Below are 18,838 nucleotides of genomic sequence, written 5' to 3'. Positions count from 1 at the left end.
GATCGGCTCAGGGGCTCGGGCGCGGGGGGACGTCTCGGGAGTCGGCGCAGGGTCGCCGACATGGCGACACGCCGACACACCGACGCCCCGGTGCCGTTCGGCCCGGGGCGTCGGTGCGGGGGAACGGTCAGACGACGCGCGGGTCGGACTCCTGGGTGTCGTCCTCGGGGATGTGGACGTCCTGGACGGTCACGTTGATCTCGGCGACCTCCATGCCGGCGATGTGCTGGATCGCGTCGGCGACGGCGGAGCGCACGTCCTCGGCGACCTTCTGCAGCGGCGCGGGGTACTCGGCGACGATGGTCACGTCGGCCGCGACCTGGCGCTCGCCGACCTCGACCTTGACGCCCTGGCCGCGGTCGTCGTTGCCGATCGCGCTGCGGAGGGCGCCGATCGCCCGGGCCGCTCCGCCGCCGAGGGCGTGGACGCCCGGGACCTCGCGCGCGGCGATGCCGGCGACCTTGGCGATGACGCCGTCCTCGATCACGGTGCGTCCGGATCCGGTGCTGGTCTGACGGGTGGTGGACGCGGTGGTCTCGGCCATGGTCTCCTCTTTCGCTCGGGGCCCGATCGCTCGATCAGGCGGGGTATGCAGGTAGGACGCTCCGTCGACGCCGAACGTCACGGTCGGATCCGGCCCGCCCAGGCAACTGCCAGAGAGCCGCGCGGCTCCGGGCGGGTCCTCTCAGGAACGAAGTCCTCGCGCGGCGATTCGCCCTCGGCTCGGCGCTGTGGTGGCATGGAGCCGTGACCGACGCGACCGCCCCGCAGGCGCCCCTCCCCGATCGGACGGCCGCACGCGTGCGCCCGCGCACCCTGCTCGTCCTGGCCCTGATCGGCGCCGTCGGCGGAACCCTGTCGGGCGCGTTCGGCGTCGGCGGCGGCATCGTGATGGTGCCGATGCTGATCGCCTGGGCCGGGATGGACCAGCGCCGCGCCTCCGCCACCTCGCTGCTCGCGATCGCCCCGACCTCGGTCGCCGGGGCGTTCGGCTACGCCCTCGCCGGCCAGGTCGCCTGGGTTCCGGCGGCGGTGATCGCGGCCGCGGCGATGCTCGGGGCGGTGGCCGGATCCTGGCTGCTCGCGCGGCTGCCCCTCGGCGTGCTGCGCTGGATGTTCGTGGCGCTGCTCGTGGCCGCGGCGGTGCGGATGGCCGTGTTCGGCTCGAACGACACCGGCGACGTCGCAGAGGGCTGGGGCGTGTGGCCCGGATTCGCGGGGCTCGGCATCGGGATGGGCGTCGCCTCCGGCCTCTTCGGCATCGGCGGCGGAGCGATCGCCGTGCCGGTCCTGGTCGGCGCCTTCGGGCTCGCGGACCTCCTGGCCAAGGGCACCTCGCTCGCCGCGATGATCCCCACGGCGGTCACCGGCTCGATCGCGAACGCCCGGCGCGGCCTGCTCGACGTGCGGGCGGGCCTGGTCGTCGGGCTCACCGCCACGGCGTTCTCCTTCGCCGGAGTGGCGCTCTCCTTCCTTTTGCCGGCGCGCGTGTCCGGGATCCTCTTCGCGGTCCTCCTCCTGCTCGCCGCGGCGCAGCTCGCCCTCCGCGGGCGGCGCCGCTGACCCCTGCACGACGCGGACCCCCGCCGTCAACGCCCTGTCCGATCCGTCGCAGACGCTCGTAGCGTCGTCGCGATCGGGCGCGTGCCCGAAGGCGCAGGAGCACGATGGACGAGCAGCAGCACCGGCAGCAGCGGCGAGGGGGCGGAGCGAGCCTGCACCGGGACGTCGCGCCCGGTGTGCACCGGCTCGAGCACGCCTGGACGAACCTCTACCTGATCGAGGAGGCCGGCCGGCTGACCGTCGTCGACGCCGGGCTCCCGAGGACGTGGCCGCACCTGATCCGCGCGCTGGAGGTGCTCGGCCGCTCGCTCCGCGAGATCGACGCCCTCGTGCTGACCCACGCGCACTTCGACCACCTCAGCGTCGCCCGCGGCCTCGTCCGGCAGGGCGTGCCCGTGCACCTGCACGCGGCCGACGAGCCGCTCGCCGCGCAGCCCTACTCCTACCGCCGTCAGCGCACGCCGTTCATGTACCCGCTGCTGCACCCCTCCGCGATCCCGGTGCTCGGCGCGATGGCCCGTGCGGGCGCGCTCGCGGTGCCGCCCGTGCACGGGACGCTGCCGCTGACCGCCGGGGCGGTGCTCGACGTGCCCGGGTCGCCCCGCGTGCTGGCGACTCCGGGGCACACCGACGGGCACGTCTCGCTGCACCTGCCCGAGCGCGACACGGTGATCGGCGGAGACGCGCTGGTCACGCTCGACCCCTACTCCGCGCGCACCGGCCCGCACCTGGTCGCGCGCGCCGCCACCGCCGACACGGCCCAGTCCCTCGACTCGCTGCGGGTGCTCGCCGGGACCGGGGCGCGGACCCTCCTGCCCGGCCACGGCGCGCCCTGGCGGCTGGGCGTCGCGGCGGCGGCCGAGCTCGCGGCGCGGACGCCGATCGCCTAGGGCGCGCCGCCGCAGGCCGCTCGGACGCCGGTGGCCTGCCTCCCCGGCAGACCCGGCTGCGCAGTCGTGGCACCATCGGAGGTGATGTCGATCCCCGGTCCCGCATGAGCGCGGTCAGCTACCAGGCCGCGTCGATCCCCCTCCGCCTGGCCAGCGCCGGCATGGTCGTCGCCCTCCCCGTCCTCGCCGTCGAGCGTCTCGGCGACGTCGCGCTCGGCGGCGCCCTGACCGGCGCGGCGCTCTTCCCCGCTGTGATCGCCGCGCCGCTCGTCGGCACGGTGCTCGACCGGGTCCGCCGCCCCCGCCGGCTCCTGGTCGGCGCCGCGCTCACGACCGCCGTCGCCTTCGCGGTCGCCGCCTTCCTCGGCGAGGTGCCGACTCCGCTCATCGTGGTGCTGCTGCTCCTCGCGGGGCTCGCGACGCCCGTCTACATGGGCGGCATGTCGAGCTTCGTCACCAGCGCCATCCCGGAGCCGCGCCGCGCCTACGCGCAGGACTCGCTCTCGTACACGGTCGCCTCGATCAGCGGGCCCGCGATCGTGGGCCTCGCGGTCGGAGTCGGGGGAGCGCGGACCGCGATGCTCGCCATGGCGGTCCTCGCCCTCATCGGCGTCGTCGGATCGCTCGGCCTGGCGATGGAGGCGCGTCCGGCGCCGACGGTCGGCGTGCTGCGGACGATCGTCGCGGGCGTCACCCACCTCGTGCGGCACCGGCCGATCGCGGTGGTCACCTCGGCGGGCACGCTCAGCCAGGTCGCGGGCGGAGCGGCGGGGGTCGCGGCGATCAGCCTCTCGGTGGAGAGGCTGGGCAGCACCGACGCCGCCGCGTGGATCCTGACCGCCTTCGCCGTGGGCGGCCTGCTCGGCGCCCTCGCGGTGGCGGCCCGCCGCTGGACCCGCCGTCCGCCGGCGTGGACCATGGGTGCCGCCTACATCGCGACCGGCGCCGTCCTCCTGGTCGCCGTCCCCGACCTGGGGATCGTCGTGGCGATCGCCGCCTTCGCGGTCGCGGGCGTCTTCACGGCCCCCTCGAACGCCGCGATGCTGCTGCTGCGCGACCAGGAGAGCCCCGCCGCCGTCCGCTCGCAGGTGTTCACGATCGGCGCGGGGCTGCGCTCCGCCGCCGCGGCCGTCGGCGCCGTGCTGGCGGGAGCGGCGTCCGGCCTCGGAGCCTCGTGGCTCGTCGCGGGGATCGCCGTGGTCTGGATCGGCTCGGGCCTGCTGCTGCGCCTGTTCCCCGCGCGCGACCGGGGCTGACCCGGCCGCGCGCGGGGACGCCGATCAGGCCGCGACGCCCGCCAGCGTGCCCGTGCTCGGCCCGTTCGGGTCGGTGATCATGCAGTTGATCGTCCGGTCGCCCGTGCCCCAGCTCTCGGCGGTCGGGTAGTAGTAGCTGAAGTCGTACGCCGAGTCCTGGTAGCCGATCCCGGTGAACGACTCGAACGCCGTGACGCAGTCGGTCTCGGCCTGCTCCGTCGCGACGGACTCGCCCGGGTACTCGTCGGCGTCGGCCATCGTCAGGTTCTGGAACACCTCGTAGACGTGCGGCTCGGTGCAGGGCACGGTCGGCACGTCGGTGACCTCGGTCGCCTCCTCGCTGAGCTCGCCGTTCAGGCAGTCGCCCACGCGCAGCTGGAAGACGTCGGTCGTCCCGCCCTCGGTGATCTCCCCGGTCTCGTCGTCGCGGGTCTCGCCTCCCATCAGGCCGTTCAGGCCCGAGCAGCCGGTCAGGCCGAGGGCGAGGGCTGCGCCGGCGGCCAGGACGAGGGCGGTTCTGCGGCGGTTCATGGCGACTCCCGGGATCAGCGGCACGGAGGTGTTCCTGTGACGACTCCCAGGCTAGGGGTGCAGGGCATCCGTCCCGAGGGGGATGCACTCGACCCGGATCTCCACTTTCCGGAGTAGCGGACGCTCGGCCCGGTCCGGTCGAATGGGGTCATGGCTCAGAAGACGATCGCAGACCAGCTCATCGCCCAGCTCATCGACGCCGGCGTCTCCCGCATCTACGGGATCGTCGGCGACTCGCTGAATCCGATCGTCGACGCGGTGCGCCGCAGCGGCGGCTCCGAGAAGGGAGGCATCGACTGGATCCACGTGCGCAACGAGGAGGCGGCCGCCTTCGCCGCCGGCGCGGAGGCGCAGCTCACCGGGCGCCTCGCCGTCTGCGCCGGCAGCTGCGGCCCCGGCAACCTGCACCTCATCAACGGCCTCTACGACGCGCACCGCTCCTCCGCCCCGGTGCTCGCCATCGCGAGCCACATCCCCAGCAACGAGATCGGCTCGTCCTACTTCCAGGAGACGCACCCCGACCGGCTCTTCGTCGAGTGCTCGAACTACCGCGAGCTGATCTCCACCGCCGCCCAGGCCCCGCGCGTCGTGAACGCCGCGATGCGCAGTGCGGTGGCCCTCCGCGGAGTCGCCGTGGTCACCCTCCCCGGCGACATCGCCGAGCTGGAGGCGGTGGACGGCTTCCCCGCGTTCGTGCTGCCGTCGACGCCCGTCCTGGTCCCGGCCGAGGCCGACGTCCGCGCCCTCGCGGCCGCGATCGACCAGGCGCGGACCGTCGCGATCTTCGCGGGCGCCGGAGTGCAGAACGCGCACGACGAGGTCGTCGCCTTCGCCGAGCTGGTAGGAGCGCCCGTCGGGCACAGCCTGCGCGGCAAGGAGTGGATCCAGTACGACAACCCCTACGACGTCGGCATGACGGGCCTCCTCGGCTACGGAGCGGCGCACGCCGGCATGCACGACGCCGACCTGCTCCTCCTCCTCGGCACCGACTTCCCCTACGAGCAGTTCCTCCCCGACGCCTCGAAGGTGGTCATCGCGCAGGTCGACAGCGACGCCTCGAAGCTCGGGCGCCGCGTCAGCGTCGCGCACCCCGTCCACGGCGACGTGGCGGCGACCCTCACCGCGCTGACCCCGCTCGTGCAGCGGAAGGACCACCGCTTCCTCGACAAGACGCTGAAGAAGCACGAGAAGCTGGTCACCGGAGTCGTCGGGAAGTACACCGAGGTCGGCACGCGCAGTCCGATCCACCCCGAGCTCGTCGCCTCCACGCTCGACGGCCTGCTCTCCGAGGACGCGATCGTCACCGCCGACACCGGCATGGGCAACGTCTGGCAGGCCCGCTACATCACGCCCAACGGGAAGCGGCGCCTGCTCGGCTCCTACATGCACGGCTCGATGGCGAACGCGCTCCCGCAGGCGGTCGGCGCGCAGCTCTCGCACCCGGGACGCCAGGTCGTGTCGCTGAGCGGCGACGGCGGGCTCTCGATGCTGATGGGCGAGCTGGTCACGGTCGCCGCCTACCGGCTGCCCGTGACGATCGTCGTGTTCAACAACTCCACGCTCGGGCTGGTGAAGGTCGAGATGCTGGTCGACGGCTTCCCGGACTTCGCTGTCGACGTGCCGATGGTCGACTACGCGAAGGTGGCGGAGGCGATCGGCATCCGCGGGATCCGCGTCGAGGACCCGCGCGACGTGGAGGAGGCCCTCCGCTCGGCGCTCGCCGACGGCGGCCCGGTCCTCGTCGACGTGGTGACGGATCCGCTCGCCCTCTCGCTGCCGCCCACGATCACGGGCGCGCAGGTCAAGGGCTTCGCGCTGGCGGTGTCGAAGATCGTGATGAACGGAGGAGCGGGCGAGGCCGTCGCGCTGGCCCGCACCAACATCAAGCACGCCCTCCGATGATCGACGCGCGGGCGCTCGCGAGCGGCACCTGGTTCGTCCGGGGCTCCTCGCTGCCGCTCTGGCGCTCGCGGTCGGGGGTGGCGATCACGTACGCGCCGCTCCCGACCGGCGAGATCGGCGACGTCGTCAGCTGGCGCGGCCGCACCCGCTCGCGCTACGTGGTCGGGATCGACACCCCCGACCCGCGCGATCCGTCCGGCTTCCGCTGGCGCGGCGTCGAGCCGCTGACCCTCCTCGCCCGCAGCCGCTGGTCGTTCGCCGCCGCCGACGAGGAGGCGGGCTGGGCGCTCACCCGCTTCGCCCGGACGCCCTTCACGCCCGCCGGCGTCGACGTGTACGTCCGCGAGCCGCACCCGGCCCGCGGCGTCCTCGCGGCGGCGCTCGCCGCCTGCGCCGCCGACCCGCGCACGTCCGCGCTGCGCCCGAGCCTCTTCGAGGTCGCGCCCTGAGCGCTGAGCGCGCACCCTCCCGCGATGCGTCACGAACGGTCGCCACTCCGGCGTGATGACGACCGTTCGTGACGCGTCGGCGGTCGTCGATGCGGAGCCCGTTCCGCGAGGGCGCGGCGCAGGCGCTCGACGGAGCGCTCGGGGTGCGGGACGAACTCGGCGCCGACGATGCGGACGACGCGGACGCCGATCGAGGCGAGGTCGTCGTAGCGGCCGAGGTCGCGCGCGAAGCGCCTGTTGCTGCTGCGGTGCTCGTCGCCCTCGTATTCCCACGCGACCCGCTCCGCGGGGTACCAGCCGTCGGGCCGCCCGACGAAGACCCCGTCGGCGTCGAACAGCGGCTCCTGCAGCACCGGCTCCGGGAGCCCCGCCCGGAGCGACGCGAGCCGGAACCGCGACTCCTGCCGCGACTCCGCCCCGTCGCGCACCAGAGCGAGCGCCGCGCGGAGCCGCACAGAGCCTCGCCCGCGGAAGGCCGACACGCGCTCCCGCAGGTCGGGCAGCGGCACCCAGGGCCGTCGGTCGGCCGGATCGCCGACGACCGGCGTGCGCACCAGCGCGTCGCCCACCGCGACGAGGTCGTCCGGCTCGAGGAGCGCGGAGAGGTGGCAGAAGAGCGAGGCCGGATCGGTCAGGGGAAGTCCGCGGCGCAGGACCCGGCGGACGTCGCGATCGGCGAGGGAGTGGCCGACGACGTTCCGGTGCCGGGGAGCGCGTCCCGGCCGGCGGACGCTGACGTGCATCGGCTCGTCCGCAGCGGCGGGAGGGAGATCGAGCGGCCAGAGCCGCGCCGCCGTCAGATGGCTCAGGAGCGCTTCCGGACCGACCAGCGCGAGGAGCGCCTCCGCGCGCAGGTGCAGGCCCGGGTCGGGGTCGGCGGTGCGGACCCCGTGGAAGGGGCGGTGGAGGTCGGAGCTGCGGAGCCGTCCGCGGCTCAGACCCTCCGCGCGGGCCTCGGCGACGGTGAAGGCGCGGCGGTGGAGTCCGATCGGGAGCGGCGAGGGATCGTGCATCCGGCCACTGTCCCGCCTCCCGACACTCGTGAACCGGTTCTCCACAGGTCGGATCCCGCGCCCTCCCCGCTCGACCGCATCCCTGCGTCACGAACGGTCGTCACCCTGTTTGGATGACGACCGTTCGCGACGCATCGGCGGGCCGGGGCGGGCGCGCCGGGCGGGTCACTCGCCGAGCGTGATCGCCTGCGCCTCGACGAGCTCGGGCTCGGGCTCGTGGGCGTCGGCGCGGGCCAGGGTGCGGCCTCCGAGCAGCACGATCAGCGCGGCGACGGCGACGGCTCCGGCCGCGGCGTACATCGGGAAGGCCGGCGAGATCGCGGCGGCCAGGGCGGAGGCGGCGGGCGGGGCGATCGCGCCGCCGAGGAAGCGGACGCCGGAGTAGGCGGACGAGGCGACGGAGCGGGGAAGGTCGGTCGCCTCCATCACGCACTCGGTGAGCACCGTGTTGACGACTCCGAGCAGCAGGCCGCCGACGATGATGCAGACGATCAGGCCGACGCGGGACGAGATCACGAGGCCGCCGGCGATCAGGTCGAGCGCGAGCAGCACCAGCACCGAGCGCAGCACCACGGTGCGCGGGAGGCGCCGGGTGAGCAGCGGGGCGACGAACACGGAGGTGATCGCGACGCCCAGGCCCCAGCCGAAGAAGGTGAAGCCGAGGCCCATCTCGTCCAGCCCCAGCGGGTAGGGCGTGTAGGCGAGCAGCACGAAGAAGCCGATGTTGTAGAACAGGGCGGCGCCCGCCAGCGTGCGGATGGCCGGGACCTTGAGGGCCGCGAACGGCGCCGAGAGCGGAGTCGGGGCGGGCTTCGGGCCGTCCTCGCGCAGGAGTGTCGCGATGGCGATGAAGCCGACGGCCATCAGCACGGCGGTCCCGAAGAAGGGTCCGCGCCACGAGACGCTGCCGAGGAGCCCGCCGAGCAGCGGGCCGATGGCGATGCCGATGCCCAGCGCGGCCTCGTAGAGCACGATCGCCGCGGAGGAGCCTCCGCTCGCCGCGCCGACGATGGTCGACAGCGCGGTCGAGATGAACAGCGCGTTGCCGAAGCCCCAGCCCGCGCGGAAGCCGATGACGCCCTCGACGCTGCCCGCCGTGCCGGCGAGCGCGGCGAACACCACGATCAGCACCAGGCCGATCATCAGGGTCTTCTTGGCGCCGATGCGGCTGGAGAGCCAGCTGGTGAAGAACATCACGACGCCGGTGATGACGAGGTAGCTCGTGAAGAGCAGGGAGGTCTCGGTCGGAGTCGCCTGCAGGCTCTCGGCGATGGCCGGGAGGATCGGGTCGACCAGGCCGATCCCCATGAAGGCGATCACCGCGGCGAAGGCGACGGCCCAGACGGCCAGCGGCTGCTTCAGGATCGAGCCCTGGGCGGGCGAGTGGGGGGAGGTGGTCACGGCGTGGAGCCTTTCTCGGGGGAGGAGGGGACGGGGGTGCCGGCGATCCGGGCGACGCGGGCCTCGACGAGGGCCGCGGCGCGCTCGAGGGCGAGGCGGTCGTCCTCGTCGAGGTCCTCGAACAGCGGGGCCAGGGCGGCCTCGAGGCGGAGCCGGTGCTCGGCGAGGGCGTCGACGCCGGCGGCAGTGGCCTCGATCAGCCAGGCGCGGCCGTCGCCGGCGTCGTGGACGCGGCGGATCCAGCCGGCCTCGTCGAGGCGGGCGATGATGCCGGTCATCGTCGGCTGGGTGACGCGGACCCTCGCGGCGAGCTCGCCGAGGCGGGAGGGGGAGGCGGTGCGCAGCTCGGCGAGCGTCGACCAGACGGCTCCGGACTGCGCGCCGAGCCCGGTCGCGCCGCTCGCCCGGCCGGCGAACCGCGTGAGGGCGGTGGCGGCGGAGGCGAGGCGCACGGGGGCACTGGAATCGGGCACGGGGAACAATATAGCACGCCTATGTAGTTGAGTGGAGGGGCCTCCGAGTCGGCCCTCCGTCGGGCGCACGCACTGACGTTCTCCTCCGCTTCTGTGACAGGATCGTCCGTATCCGCGCGTCCACTCCCGCGATCACCGACGGAAAGAGAAGTCATGTCCCCCAGCGAGCACGACGTCGTCGTGATCGGAGCCGGCGCCACCGGACTCACCGCGGCGCTCCGGCTGCGGCAGCACGGACTCGACGTCGTCGTCGTCGAGGCGCGCGAGCGCGTGGGCGGCCGGCTCGAGACCCGGGTGGTCGACGGGCAGCTCCTCGAGCTCGGCGGCCAGTGGGTCTCGCCGGACCAGACCGCGCTCCTCGAGACGCTCGACGAGCTCGGTCTCGGCACCTACTCCCGCTACCGCGAGGGCGAGAGCGTCTACATCGGCGCCGACGGCTCCGCCCGGCGCTTCACCGGCGACATCTTCCCCGGGAGCGAGCGCACCGAGGCCGAGATCTCCCGCCTGATCGAGGTGCTCGACCGCCTCGTCGCCGAGACGGACCCGGCAGCGCCGTGGACGCATCCGCTCGCCCGCGACTACGACCGCATCACCTTCGCCGCCTGGCTGGAGCAGCAGAGCGACGACGAGGAGGCGCGGGCGAACATCGCCCTCTTCCTCGCCGACGCCATGCTCACCAAGCCCGCGCACTCCTTCTCCCTCCTCCAGGCGCTCCTGATGGCCGCGAGCGCGGGGAGCTTCAGCAACCTGGTCGACGCCGACTTCATCCTCGACAAGCGCGTGATCGGCGGCCTCCAGCAGGTCCCGGAGCGGCTCGCCGAGCGCCTCGGCGCCGAGCGCGTCCTGCTCGGGCGCCCGGTCCGCTCCGTCCACTACGGCGACGACGGGGTCGAGGTGCGCGCCGACGGCGTCGTCCTCCGCGCCCGCCGCGCGATCGTCGCGGTCCCGCCGAACCTCGTCGGCCGCATCTCGTTCGACCCTCCGCTCCCGCGCCTGCGGCAGCAGGCCCTGCAGCACCAGTCGCTCGGCCTCGTGATCAAGGTGCACGCCACCTACGCCGCGCCCTTCTGGCGGGCCGACGGCCTCTCCGGCACCGCGTTCAGCCCGCACTCGCTCGTGCACGAGGCCTACGACAACTCGAACCACGGGGAGGAGCGCGGCACCCTGGTCGGCTTCGTCTCGGACGAGAAGGCCGACCGCGTGCTCGCGCTCGACGAGGCGGAGCGGAAGGCCGCGATCCTCGATTCGCTCGCCGCCTACTTCGGGCCCGCTGCGCTCGATCCGGTCGTCTACTACGAGAGCGACTGGGCGTCCGAGGAGTGGACGCAGGGCGCGTACGCCGCGAGCTTCGACCTGGGCGGGCTGACCCGGTACGGCGCGCTGCAGCTGGAGCCGGTGGGTCCGCTCCGCTTCGGCACGAGCGACCTCGCCGCCGAGGGCTACCAGCACGTCGACGGCGCCATCCGCGTCGGCAGGCGCCTGGCACAGGAGATCATCGACGAGGACGGCGCGACCGCACCGGCCCCCCAGCGCGAAGGAGCACAGCCCGCATGAGCACCCACTACGCCGTGATCGACCCGGCCACGGGGGAGACCCTCCGCGAGTACCCGACCCTCGGTGACGCCGAGCTGACCGCGGCGATCGGCTCGGCGCAGGACGCGTACTCCTCCTGGTCGCGGAGCGTGCCCGTCGCGACCCGCGCGGCGCTGATCGCCCGCGTGGCCGACCTGCACGTCGAGCGCGCCGACGAGCTCGCGGCGATCATCGTCCGCGAGATGGGCAAGCCGCTCGACCAGGCGCAGGGCGAGGTCGGCTTCGCCGCCGACATCTACCGCTACTACGCCGAGAACGGCGAGGCCTTCCTGGCCGACGAGCCGATCGAGCTCGCCGCGGGCACCGGCTCCGCGCTGATCCGCCGCGCCGGGCTGGGCGTGCTGCTGGGCATCATGCCGTGGAACTTCCCCTACTACCAGGTGGCCCGCTTCGCCGGCCCGAACGTGGTCGCGGGCAACACGATCCTGCTCAAGCACGCGCCGCAGTGCCCGGAGTCTGCCGCCGCCATCGCCGACGTGTTCCGCACCGCGGCCGAGGAGCTGGGCGCCCCCGCCGGCGTCTACGTCAACCTCTACGCCACGAACGAGCAGGCCGCGACCGTCATCGCCGATCCCCGGGTCCAGGGCGTCTCCGTCACCGGCTCCGAGCGGGCCGGCGCGGCCGTCGCGGAGCTCGCGGGCCGCCACCTCAAGAAGGTCGTGCTCGAGCTCGGCGGGTCCGACCCGTTCGTGCTCCTGTCGACCGACGATCTCGACAAGGCCGTCGAGGACGCGGTCGCCGCGCGCCTGGACAACAATGGCCAGTCCTGCAACGCCGCCAAGCGCTTCATCGTGATCGACGAGCTGTACGACGCGTTCGCCGAGAAGTTCACGGAGGCGTTCACCCGCGCCCAGCCGGCCGACCCGTTCGCGGAGGGCACCCTCCTCGGCCCGCTCTCCTCCTCCGCCGCGACCGAGCGCCTCGAGGCGCAACTGGCCGCCGCGCGCGAGCAGGGGGCCGTCGTCCGCGCCAGCGGCGAGGTGACCGGCAACTTCTTCCCGCCCGCCGTGCTCGAGGGGGTCACCCCCGAGATGGACGCCTACCGCGAGGAGTTCTTCGGCCCCGTCGCCGCGCTCTACCGCGTCCGCGACGAGGACGAGGCGATCGCCCTCGCGAACGACACCCCCTACGGCCTCGGCTCCTACCTCTACACGACCGACCAGGAGCAGGCACTGCGCCTGGCGGACCGGATCGACGCGGGGATGGTGTGGGTCAACCTCGTCCTCGGCGATGCGGCCGAGCTGCCCTTCGGCGGCGTGAAGCGCTCGGGCACCGGCCGCGAGATGGGCCGCCCGGCCCTCGAGGAGTTCGTGAACAAGAAGCTCATCCGCATCGCGTAGTACGGCGGAGTGCCGGTCCTGCCGGCGCTCCGCCGTGCCCCGCTCACTTCTTCGTCAGCGACGACTCCTTGTGCGCGGCCTTCGCGTCGGTCTTGTCGCTCTGCACGATCCAGTAGGGCTCGTCCTCCGAGGCGTTGAACTTCTGCCCCTCGAACTGGAACTCCTTCGTCTTCTTCTCGACCAGCTCGCCGTGGGTCTCGCCCTGCGAGGTGTTCCAGCTGATCTTGTCGCCCTTCTTCACGAGGCGGCTCCTCTCTCTCGGTCGCGCCGGAGCGCGGTGGTCCCCTCGCGCGGGAGCGCGATGGTGGTGGTGACGTCGACGATCGCCGGAGCGGCGGGCGCCGACGAGAAGCCGAACCGCACGGGCGGCGAGAGCGGGCGCAGCGGGCCGAGGTCCTCCTCCGCCAGCACGGCGTGGACGCCCTCGACGCGGCGGATCGCCCGCACGCCGTAGTACTCGCGGCGTCCGTGCCCGGCCGACCCGGCCGTGCTGACACCGCGCACGAGGAGGGAGGCGACCGGCGAGATCGCGGTCAGCCACGCCGGGTGCTCGGCGAGCGGCCGCGGCACGATCCGCAGCAGCCGGCCGAGCGGAGTGAGACCGCCGAGCTCCAGGCGCACCGCGAGCGGTCCGGCCGAGACGGACAGGCCGCCCGCGATCCTCCGCCACGACACCGGCGCGATCCGCACCTCGTCGAACGCGTACGTCGATCCGATGAAGTCCGCGACCTCCCGGGTCGGTGCGATCAGGAGGCGGTGGCCGTCGGCGTCCTCGATCATCGCGTCGGCGAACGGTCCGAAGGGGGTGTCCTCCCAGAGGCCCAGCACGATCCTCGTCCCCGAGGCCGTGCCGAACCCCGCGATGCGCCCGCCGAAGCGGAGGAGCCGCGGGGTCCGGCCGGTCATCAGGAGGCCGAGCGCAGGAGCGTGAACGAGCCGTCGCGGACGATCAGCGTGGTGACCTCGCCCTCGACGACCTGCTCCGGGTCGCTCGAGGCGGCCAGCGTCCACTCGGCGCCGGGCGCCTCGGGGACGGTGAACTCGACGCCGTTCTCCGCCGCGTTCAGCAGCAGGGCGAAGCTCGCGCTGCCCTCGTGCTCGAACACGAACGTGATCGAGCGGGCGTCGGGGTTGTCCCAGTCCTCGTCGGCGAAGCCCTGCGCGTCGGAGCGGAGGATGTCGACCGTGTCGGGGCCGCCGTCGCCGGGAGCGCGGCGGAACCACTTGGGGCGCAGCGCCGGCTCCGCGGCGCGGAGGGCGATCAGCTCGCGGGTGAAGGCGAGCAGCTCGCGGTCCGCGTTCTCCCAGTCGAACCACGAGATCTCGTCGTCCTGGCAGTAGGCGTTGTTGTTGCCGCCCTGGGTGCGGGCGATCTCGTCGCCACCCAGGATCATCGGCACGCCGGCCGAGAGCAGCAGCGTCGCGAGGAAGTTGCGGCGCATGCGGCCGCGGCGCTCGTTCACCGCCTCGCTCTCCGTCGGGCCCTCGGCGCCGTTGTTGGAGGAGCGGTTGTCGCTCTCGCCGTCGTTGTTGTCCTCGCCGTTCGCCGCGTTGTGCTTGCGCGAGTAGGCGGTGAGGTCGGCGAGGGTGAAGCCGTCGTGCGCGGTGACGAAGTTGATGCTGGAGACCGGCGAGCGGCGGTCGGCCTCGTACACGTCGGGGGAGCCGAGGACGCGCTGCGCGGTCGTGCCGAGCACCGAGTCGGCGCCGTTCCAGAAGTCGCGCACGTCGTCGCGGAACTTCCCGTTCCACTCCGACCAGTCCGCGGGGAAGCCGCCGACCTGGTAGCCGGCGGTGTCCCACGGCTCGGCGATCATCTTGACGGGCGCGAGCACCGGGTCCTGCGCGATCAGGTCGAGGAAGGCGCTGTGCACCTCGGCTTCGCCGGTCTGGCGCGTGAGGGTGGTGGCGAGGTCGAAGCGGAAGCCGTCGATGTGCATCTCGGTCACCCAGTAGCGCAGCGAGTCCATGATCAGGCCCAGCGCGGCGGGGTGCGCGACGTTGAGGCTGTTGCCGGTGCCGGTGGTGTCGAAGTAGTTCGCGCGGTCCTCCTCCACCAGGCGGTAGTAGGAGCCGTTGTCGATGCCCTTGAACGAGAGGGTCGGGCCCTTGTCGTTGCCCTCGGCGGTGTGGTTGTAGACCACGTCGAGGATGACCTCGAGGCCGGCCTCGTGGAACGCCTTGACCATGGCCTTGAACTCGTCGACCTGCGAGCCGTCGTCGCCGGCGTGCGAGTACTCGTTGTGCGGCGCGAAGAAGCCGAGGGAGTTGTAGCCCCAGTAGTTGCGCAAGCCCTTCTCCTCGAGGTGCGAGTCCTGCACGAACTGGTGGACGGGGAGCAGCTCGACCGAGGTCACGCCCAGGTCGGTGAAGTGCTTGATCGCGGCGGGGTGCGCGAGGCCGCGGTAGGTGCCGCGGATGTCCTCGGGCACGTCGGGGTGCAGCTTCGTGAAGCCCTTCACGTGCACCTCGTAGACGACTGTCTCCTCGAGCGGGATGCGCGGCGCGGTGTCGCCGCTCCAGTCGAAGGAGTCGGGGTCGGTGACCACGCAGCGCGGGACCGCGTGAGCGGAGTCGGCGTCGTTGCGGGAGTCGGCGTCCTCGTAGAACTGGCCGAAGACGTCCTCGGACCAGGTGTAGGAGCCCTCGATCGCGGTGGCGTGCGGGTCGAGGAGGAGCTTGGCGGCGTTGTGGCGGAGGCCGTTGGCGGGGTCCCAGGGGCCGTCGACGCGGAGGCCGTAGCGGGTGCCGATGTCCATCTCGGGGACGAGGCCGTGGAAGACGTGGCCGGTCCGCTCGGCGAGGGCGACGCGGGTCTCTGCTCCGGACTCGTCGAAGAGGCAGACCTCGACGCTGTCCGCGGTCTCGGAGTAGACGGCGACGTTGGCGCCGGCGTCGCCGCGCAGGGAGACGCCGAGGGGATACGGGAAGGAACGGGGGGATGCGGGCATGCGTCCATCCTGACCGGGCGCCTCCGGGAGCTTCGCGCCCTTGTCGCCGCGCCCGCCTCCCGCTAATCTTCCAGGCCCTCCCTTCGACACGGCGCCCTCCGCGGGCATATAGTCAGCTGGCTTACTAAATCGTCGGAGGAGAGCGCCGTGCGCAACCGCAAGTGGATCGGGCTGGTCGTCATCAGCCTCGGAGTGGCGACGATCATCGTCGACTCGACCATCGTCAACGTCGCCATCCCGTCGATCGTCGCCGATCTCGGGATCACCTCGACCCAGGTGCAGTGGGTGCAGGAGTCGTACACGCTCGTGTTCGCCGCGCTCCTGCTGGTCTTCGGGACCCTCGCCGACCGCTGGGGTCGGCGCCGGATGCTGATCGTCGGCGTCTCGCTCTTCGCGCTCTCCTCCGTCGCGGCCGCGCTCGCTCCGACCGGCGACCTGCTGATCCTCTCCCGGGTCGTGCAGGGCGTCGGAGGAGCGATGGTGCTGCCGACGACCCTCTCGCTGATCAACGCCACCTTCCGCGGTCGCGAGCGCGCCATCGCCTTCGCCGTCTGGGGCTCGACCATCGGCGGCATGACCGCGGTCGGCCCGCTGCTCGGCGGCTGGCTCACCACCGACTTCTCCTGGCGCTGGGCGTTCGGCATCAACATCCCGCTGGGCGTGATCATCGTGGTCGGAGCGCTGCTGTTCGTCGACGAGTCGCGGCAGCCCGACGGGCGGCGGGTCGACCTCGTCGGCGCCGCGCTCTCGATCATCGCCTCCGCCTCCCTGGTGTTCGCGCTGATCGAGGGGCGCACGCTCGGCTGGTGGGGGGTCGACGAACGGCTGAGCATCGGCGGCTGGAGCTGGCCGCTGGGCCTCTCGCCGGTCCCGATCGCGTTCGCCGTCGCGGTGCTCGCCGGGGTCGCCTTCGTCCTCTGGGCGCGGGCCCGCGAGCGCGCCGGGCGCTCGGCGATGCTCGCGATCGGGCTCTTCCGCCTCGCCTCGTTCCGCAACGGCAACCTCGCCGCGATGATCGTCTCGCTCGGCGAGTTCGGGATCATCCTGGCGCTGCCGATCTGGCTCCAGAGCGTCCTCGGCTACACGGCCGTGCAGACCGGCCTGGTGCTCCTCGCGCTCGCGCTCGGCTCCTTCGTCGCCTCGGGCTTCGCCGGCGCCTTCGGCAACCGGGTCGCACCGGTGCTCATCGTGCGGGTGGGCCTCGCGGCCGAGATCGTCGGAGTCGCGGGCATCGGCCTGGTCGTCTCCGACGCCACTCCGTGGTGGGCTCTCGTGCCGTTCCTCGCCGTCTACGGCTTCGGCGTCGGTCTCGCGACGGCGCAGCTGACCGGGGTCGTGCTCCGGGACGTGCCCGTCGAGCTCAGCGGGCAGGGCTCGGGCACGCAGTCGACCGCCCGGCAGATCGGCTCGGCCCTCGGCATCGCCGTGCTCGGGACGATCCTCTACACCTCGACCGCGGGAGTCCTCACGACCTCGCTCGAGCAGCAGGGCCTCCCCGCGGAGCAGGTGGCGAGCACCGTCGACGCGGTGGTCGACTCCTCCGGCGCCGCGATCGCGGGTCTGGCCGCCTCGCCGGCCACCGCCGACGCGGCCCGGGCGGCGGGAGAGGCGTTCTCGGACGGCACCCGCTACGCGGCCTTCGCCGCCGCCGGGTTCCTCGCCATCGGCTTCCTGGCCACGCTCTCGCTCGGCCGCCCCGCCGAGGAGGAGTCGGCCGCGGTCAGCTCAGCGGAGCCGAGTCGTCGGCGGTGAAGACGATCTTGCCGATCGTGCGGTCGGCGCCCGTCGCACGGCGCGACAGGACGTCGACGACGTCGCCCAGCGGATGCACGGCACCCGGCCGGGGCCGCAGCTCGCCGGAGGCGGCCAGCGAGACCGCGCGCCCGATCCGCTCCGCCGTCGCCACCACGATCAGGTTGCGCACCCGCGGGCGGTCCCGGCGGACGAGGCCCGACGCCTGCGAGACCAGCGCCGGACCGCTCGGCACCAGCGTCGCGATGCGCCCGCCGTCGGCCAGGAGGATCGCCGCGTCGTCGACCGGCAGGTGGCCGGAGACGTCGACGACCACGTCGAAGCGGCCGCCCAGCACGCCCAGATCGAGCGCGCGGTAGTCGTGCGGCTCCGCGCCGAGCGAGCGGAGGAGGTCGGCGGAGGCGGCCGAGCCGGTCGCCGCGACCGTGCAGCCCGCGCGCACCAGCAGCTGGATCGTCGGGTCGCCGATGGCTCCCGAGCCGCCGCTGACGAGGACGCGCTCGCCGGCGCGCACGCGCAGAGCGTCGACCAGACCCACCGCGGTGCCGCCCGACATCGCGAGTGTGACGGCCTCGACGAAGCCGAGGGAGTCGGGGAGCGGGACGAGCGACCGGCCGCGCGCGAGGGACGCGTCGGCGAAGGCGTCGCCGTCGCGGGTCATCCCCACCACGCGGTCGCCGATCGCGACCGAGTGCGACCCGGGCCCGAGCGCCTCGACGGTGCCGGCGATGTCGAGCCCGAACCCGTAGGGACGGGAGCGGCCGACGGCCATGATCCGCGCGGAGCCGGACAGGATCTTCTCGTCGGTCGCGTTGATGCTCGCCGCGCGCGTGCGCACCAGGACCTCGCCGCGACCCGGCATCGGCACCGGCGCCTCCCGCCACGAGAGCAGATCGGGCCCGCCGAACCTGTCGTACCCGAGTCGTCGCATGTCGCTCCCGTCGTCCGTGCCAGCCCCCCGAGCCTAGGGCGTGGCCGCTGGGCGGAGACGTCGCGGGCGCCCGGCGGAACCCCCTCCGGCGCTCGCGGGCCCGGTGCTACCGTGGCGGCCATGAGCGCAGACGACAGCCCCGAGTTCGCAGGCTTCGAGGCCACCCCCTCCACCGACGCGGAGAAGGCCGACGACGTCCGCCCCGCCGACGCCGAGGTCGAGGAGAACACGACGGCCGACGAGAGCCGCGACCCGGACCACGGCTACGACCCGATGAGCGAGAGCGGCTCCGAGAACGCCCCCGAGGACGAGGTCGGCCCCCGCGAGGACGAGGAGGGCCTGCTGCCTCCCGGCAGCACCGCCGAGGGAGCCGGCACCGCGCTCGGCGCCGACACCGTCGAGGGCGGCGAGCCCCTGGGCGAGAACGCCAGCGCCGGCACCCCCGGCCAGCTCGCCGACGAGCGCTGGCGCACCAACGGCATCGACCCGCTGGGGTGAGTCCTCTTCCGCGGCGGTCCCCGCCCGCCGCGGCGCGGTCGGCTCCTGCGGATGGCCGGGCGGATGGAGCGTCCTGCGTCCGGCTACGACGGAACGCTGACACGCGTTCCGCCGGTTCGCCTCGCGGATGTCCGCGGCGGTCGCCGTTCGCGCGGGCCTTCGACTCCTTCGGCCGCCACCACGGTCGACGGCCCCCGCGAGGCGAACCGTCGAAACGCGTTGCAGCGTTTCGGCGTAGCCGGACGCGACACGCTCCACCTGCCCGGCCGTCTTCGGAAGCCGACCGCGCCGCGGC

18 protein-coding genes are annotated in these 18,838 nt (G+C 73.6%); 9 read left to right on the top strand and 9 right to left on the bottom strand.

Features of this window, described 5'->3' with window-relative positions; translation table 11 throughout:
• Positions 1-127 precede the first annotated feature (127 nt).
• Complete coding sequence (locus C5D08_RS06345) at positions 128-544, bottom strand: Asp23/Gls24 family envelope stress response protein (RefSeq protein WP_104276308.1); 417 nt, start codon at positions 542-544, stop codon at positions 128-130.
• A gap of 203 nt (positions 545-747) precedes the next feature.
• Here C5D08_RS06345 and C5D08_RS06340 point away from each other — a divergent pair, with 203 nt between their 5' ends.
• From C5D08_RS06340 to C5D08_RS06330, 3 genes are all read left to right on the top strand, one after another.
• Positions 748-1,563 carry a sulfite exporter TauE/SafE family protein gene (locus C5D08_RS06340; RefSeq protein ID WP_104276307.1) on the top strand — a complete coding sequence of 272 codons (816 nt, stop codon included), beginning with the start codon at positions 748-750 and terminating at the stop codon, positions 1,561-1,563.
• Between the two features lie 104 nt (positions 1,564-1,667).
• Positions 1,668-2,453 carry an MBL fold metallo-hydrolase gene (locus C5D08_RS06335; RefSeq protein ID WP_104276306.1) on the top strand — a complete coding sequence of 262 codons (786 nt, stop codon included), beginning with the start codon at positions 1,668-1,670 and terminating at the stop codon, positions 2,451-2,453.
• Between the two features lie 104 nt (positions 2,454-2,557).
• Positions 2,558-3,709 (top strand): MFS transporter, encoded by a 1,152-nt coding sequence (locus C5D08_RS06330; RefSeq protein WP_104276305.1) that lies wholly within the window; start codon positions 2,558-2,560, stop codon positions 3,707-3,709.
• Positions 3,710-3,733: 24 nt separating this feature from the next.
• Here C5D08_RS06330 and C5D08_RS06325 read toward each other — a convergent pair whose 3' ends face one another.
• On the bottom strand, positions 3,734-4,240 hold the full coding sequence (locus C5D08_RS06325; protein WP_146082575.1) for a septum formation family protein: 507 nt from the start codon (positions 4,238-4,240) through the stop codon (positions 3,734-3,736).
• A 150-nt stretch (positions 4,241-4,390) separates the two neighbouring features.
• Here C5D08_RS06325 and C5D08_RS06320 point away from each other — a divergent pair, with 150 nt between their 5' ends.
• Together C5D08_RS06320 and C5D08_RS06315 are read left to right on the top strand one after the other, a co-directional pair.
• Positions 4,391-6,142, top strand: coding sequence for a pyruvate dehydrogenase (locus C5D08_RS06320; protein WP_104276303.1), 1,752 nt, complete (start codon positions 4,391-4,393; stop codon positions 6,140-6,142).
• Positions 6,139-6,591 (top strand): hypothetical protein, encoded by a 453-nt coding sequence (locus tag C5D08_RS06315; RefSeq protein ID WP_104276302.1) that lies wholly within the window; start codon positions 6,139-6,141, stop codon positions 6,589-6,591. Before C5D08_RS06320 ends, C5D08_RS06315 begins: the two co-directional genes overlap by 4 nt.
• 29 nt (positions 6,592-6,620) lie before the next feature.
• Here C5D08_RS06315 and C5D08_RS06310 read toward each other — a convergent pair whose 3' ends face one another.
• The 3 genes from C5D08_RS06310 to C5D08_RS06300 all read right to left on the bottom strand — a co-directional run bounded on the left by C5D08_RS06310 (position 6,621) and on the right by C5D08_RS06300 (position 9,478).
• Positions 6,621-7,604: a hypothetical protein gene (locus tag C5D08_RS06310; RefSeq protein ID WP_104276301.1), complete on the bottom strand. Its 984-nt coding sequence runs from the start codon at positions 7,602-7,604 to the stop codon at positions 6,621-6,623.
• Between the two features lie 165 nt (positions 7,605-7,769).
• Positions 7,770-9,005, bottom strand: a complete 1,236-nt coding sequence (locus C5D08_RS06305) for an MFS transporter (protein WP_104276300.1) — start codon at positions 9,003-9,005, stop codon at positions 7,770-7,772.
• Positions 9,002-9,478 carry a MarR family winged helix-turn-helix transcriptional regulator gene (locus C5D08_RS06300; protein WP_181110321.1) on the bottom strand — a complete coding sequence of 159 codons (477 nt, stop codon included), beginning with the start codon at positions 9,476-9,478 and terminating at the stop codon, positions 9,002-9,004. Before C5D08_RS06300 ends, C5D08_RS06305 begins: the two co-directional genes overlap by 4 nt.
• Before the next feature lie 153 nt (positions 9,479-9,631).
• On the opposite strand from C5D08_RS06300, the gene C5D08_RS06295 reads away from it, so the two are divergent.
• Complete coding sequence (locus tag C5D08_RS06295) at positions 9,632-11,032, top strand: NAD(P)/FAD-dependent oxidoreductase (RefSeq protein WP_104276298.1); 1,401 nt, start codon at positions 9,632-9,634, stop codon at positions 11,030-11,032.
• Positions 11,029-12,411 carry an NAD-dependent succinate-semialdehyde dehydrogenase gene (locus tag C5D08_RS06290; protein ID WP_104276297.1) on the top strand — a complete coding sequence of 461 codons (1,383 nt, stop codon included), beginning with the start codon at positions 11,029-11,031 and terminating at the stop codon, positions 12,409-12,411. Before C5D08_RS06295 ends, C5D08_RS06290 begins: the two co-directional genes overlap by 4 nt.
• Before the next feature lie 43 nt (positions 12,412-12,454).
• On the opposite strand, the gene C5D08_RS06285 is transcribed toward C5D08_RS06290, so the two are convergent.
• From C5D08_RS06285 to glgX, 3 genes are read right to left on the bottom strand one after another with little or no spacing between them, the layout of a single operon-like run.
• Positions 12,455-12,652, bottom strand: coding sequence for a DUF2945 domain-containing protein (locus C5D08_RS06285; protein WP_104276296.1), 198 nt, complete (start codon positions 12,650-12,652; stop codon positions 12,455-12,457).
• Positions 12,649-13,317, bottom strand: a complete 669-nt coding sequence (locus tag C5D08_RS06280) for a hypothetical protein (RefSeq protein WP_104276295.1) — start codon at positions 13,315-13,317, stop codon at positions 12,649-12,651. Before C5D08_RS06280 ends, C5D08_RS06285 begins: the two co-directional genes overlap by 4 nt.
• Positions 13,317-15,362: a glycogen debranching protein GlgX gene (glgX, locus tag C5D08_RS06275; protein ID WP_104276294.1), complete on the bottom strand. Its 2,046-nt coding sequence runs from the start codon at positions 15,360-15,362 to the stop codon at positions 13,317-13,319. The genes C5D08_RS06280 and glgX overlap by 1 nt, the downstream gene beginning before the upstream one ends.
• Before the next feature lie 147 nt (positions 15,363-15,509).
• On the opposite strand from glgX, the gene C5D08_RS06270 reads away from it, so the two are divergent.
• On the top strand, positions 15,510-17,114 hold the full coding sequence (locus C5D08_RS06270) for a DHA2 family efflux MFS transporter permease subunit (protein WP_181110320.1): 1,605 nt from the start codon (positions 15,510-15,512) through the stop codon (positions 17,112-17,114).
• On the opposite strand, the gene C5D08_RS06265 is transcribed toward C5D08_RS06270, so the two are convergent.
• On the bottom strand, positions 17,083-18,045 hold the full coding sequence (locus C5D08_RS06265; RefSeq protein WP_104276292.1) for an NADP-dependent oxidoreductase: 963 nt from the start codon (positions 18,043-18,045) through the stop codon (positions 17,083-17,085). The two genes, C5D08_RS06270 and C5D08_RS06265, sit on opposite strands and share 32 nt — an antisense overlap.
• Positions 18,046-18,165: 120 nt before the next feature.
• On the opposite strand from C5D08_RS06265, the gene C5D08_RS06260 reads away from it, so the two are divergent.
• Complete coding sequence (locus tag C5D08_RS06260; RefSeq protein WP_146087935.1) at positions 18,166-18,543, top strand: hypothetical protein; 378 nt, start codon at positions 18,166-18,168, stop codon at positions 18,541-18,543.
• Positions 18,544-18,838 lie beyond the last annotated feature (295 nt).

This window comes from Rathayibacter sp. AY1B6, assembly GCF_002932755.1.
Classification (GTDB): Bacteria; Actinomycetota; Actinomycetes; order Actinomycetales; family Microbacteriaceae; genus Rathayibacter.
The sequence above is the reverse complement of the archived record's forward strand: the minus strand, read 5'-3'. Positions and strand labels throughout refer to the sequence as shown.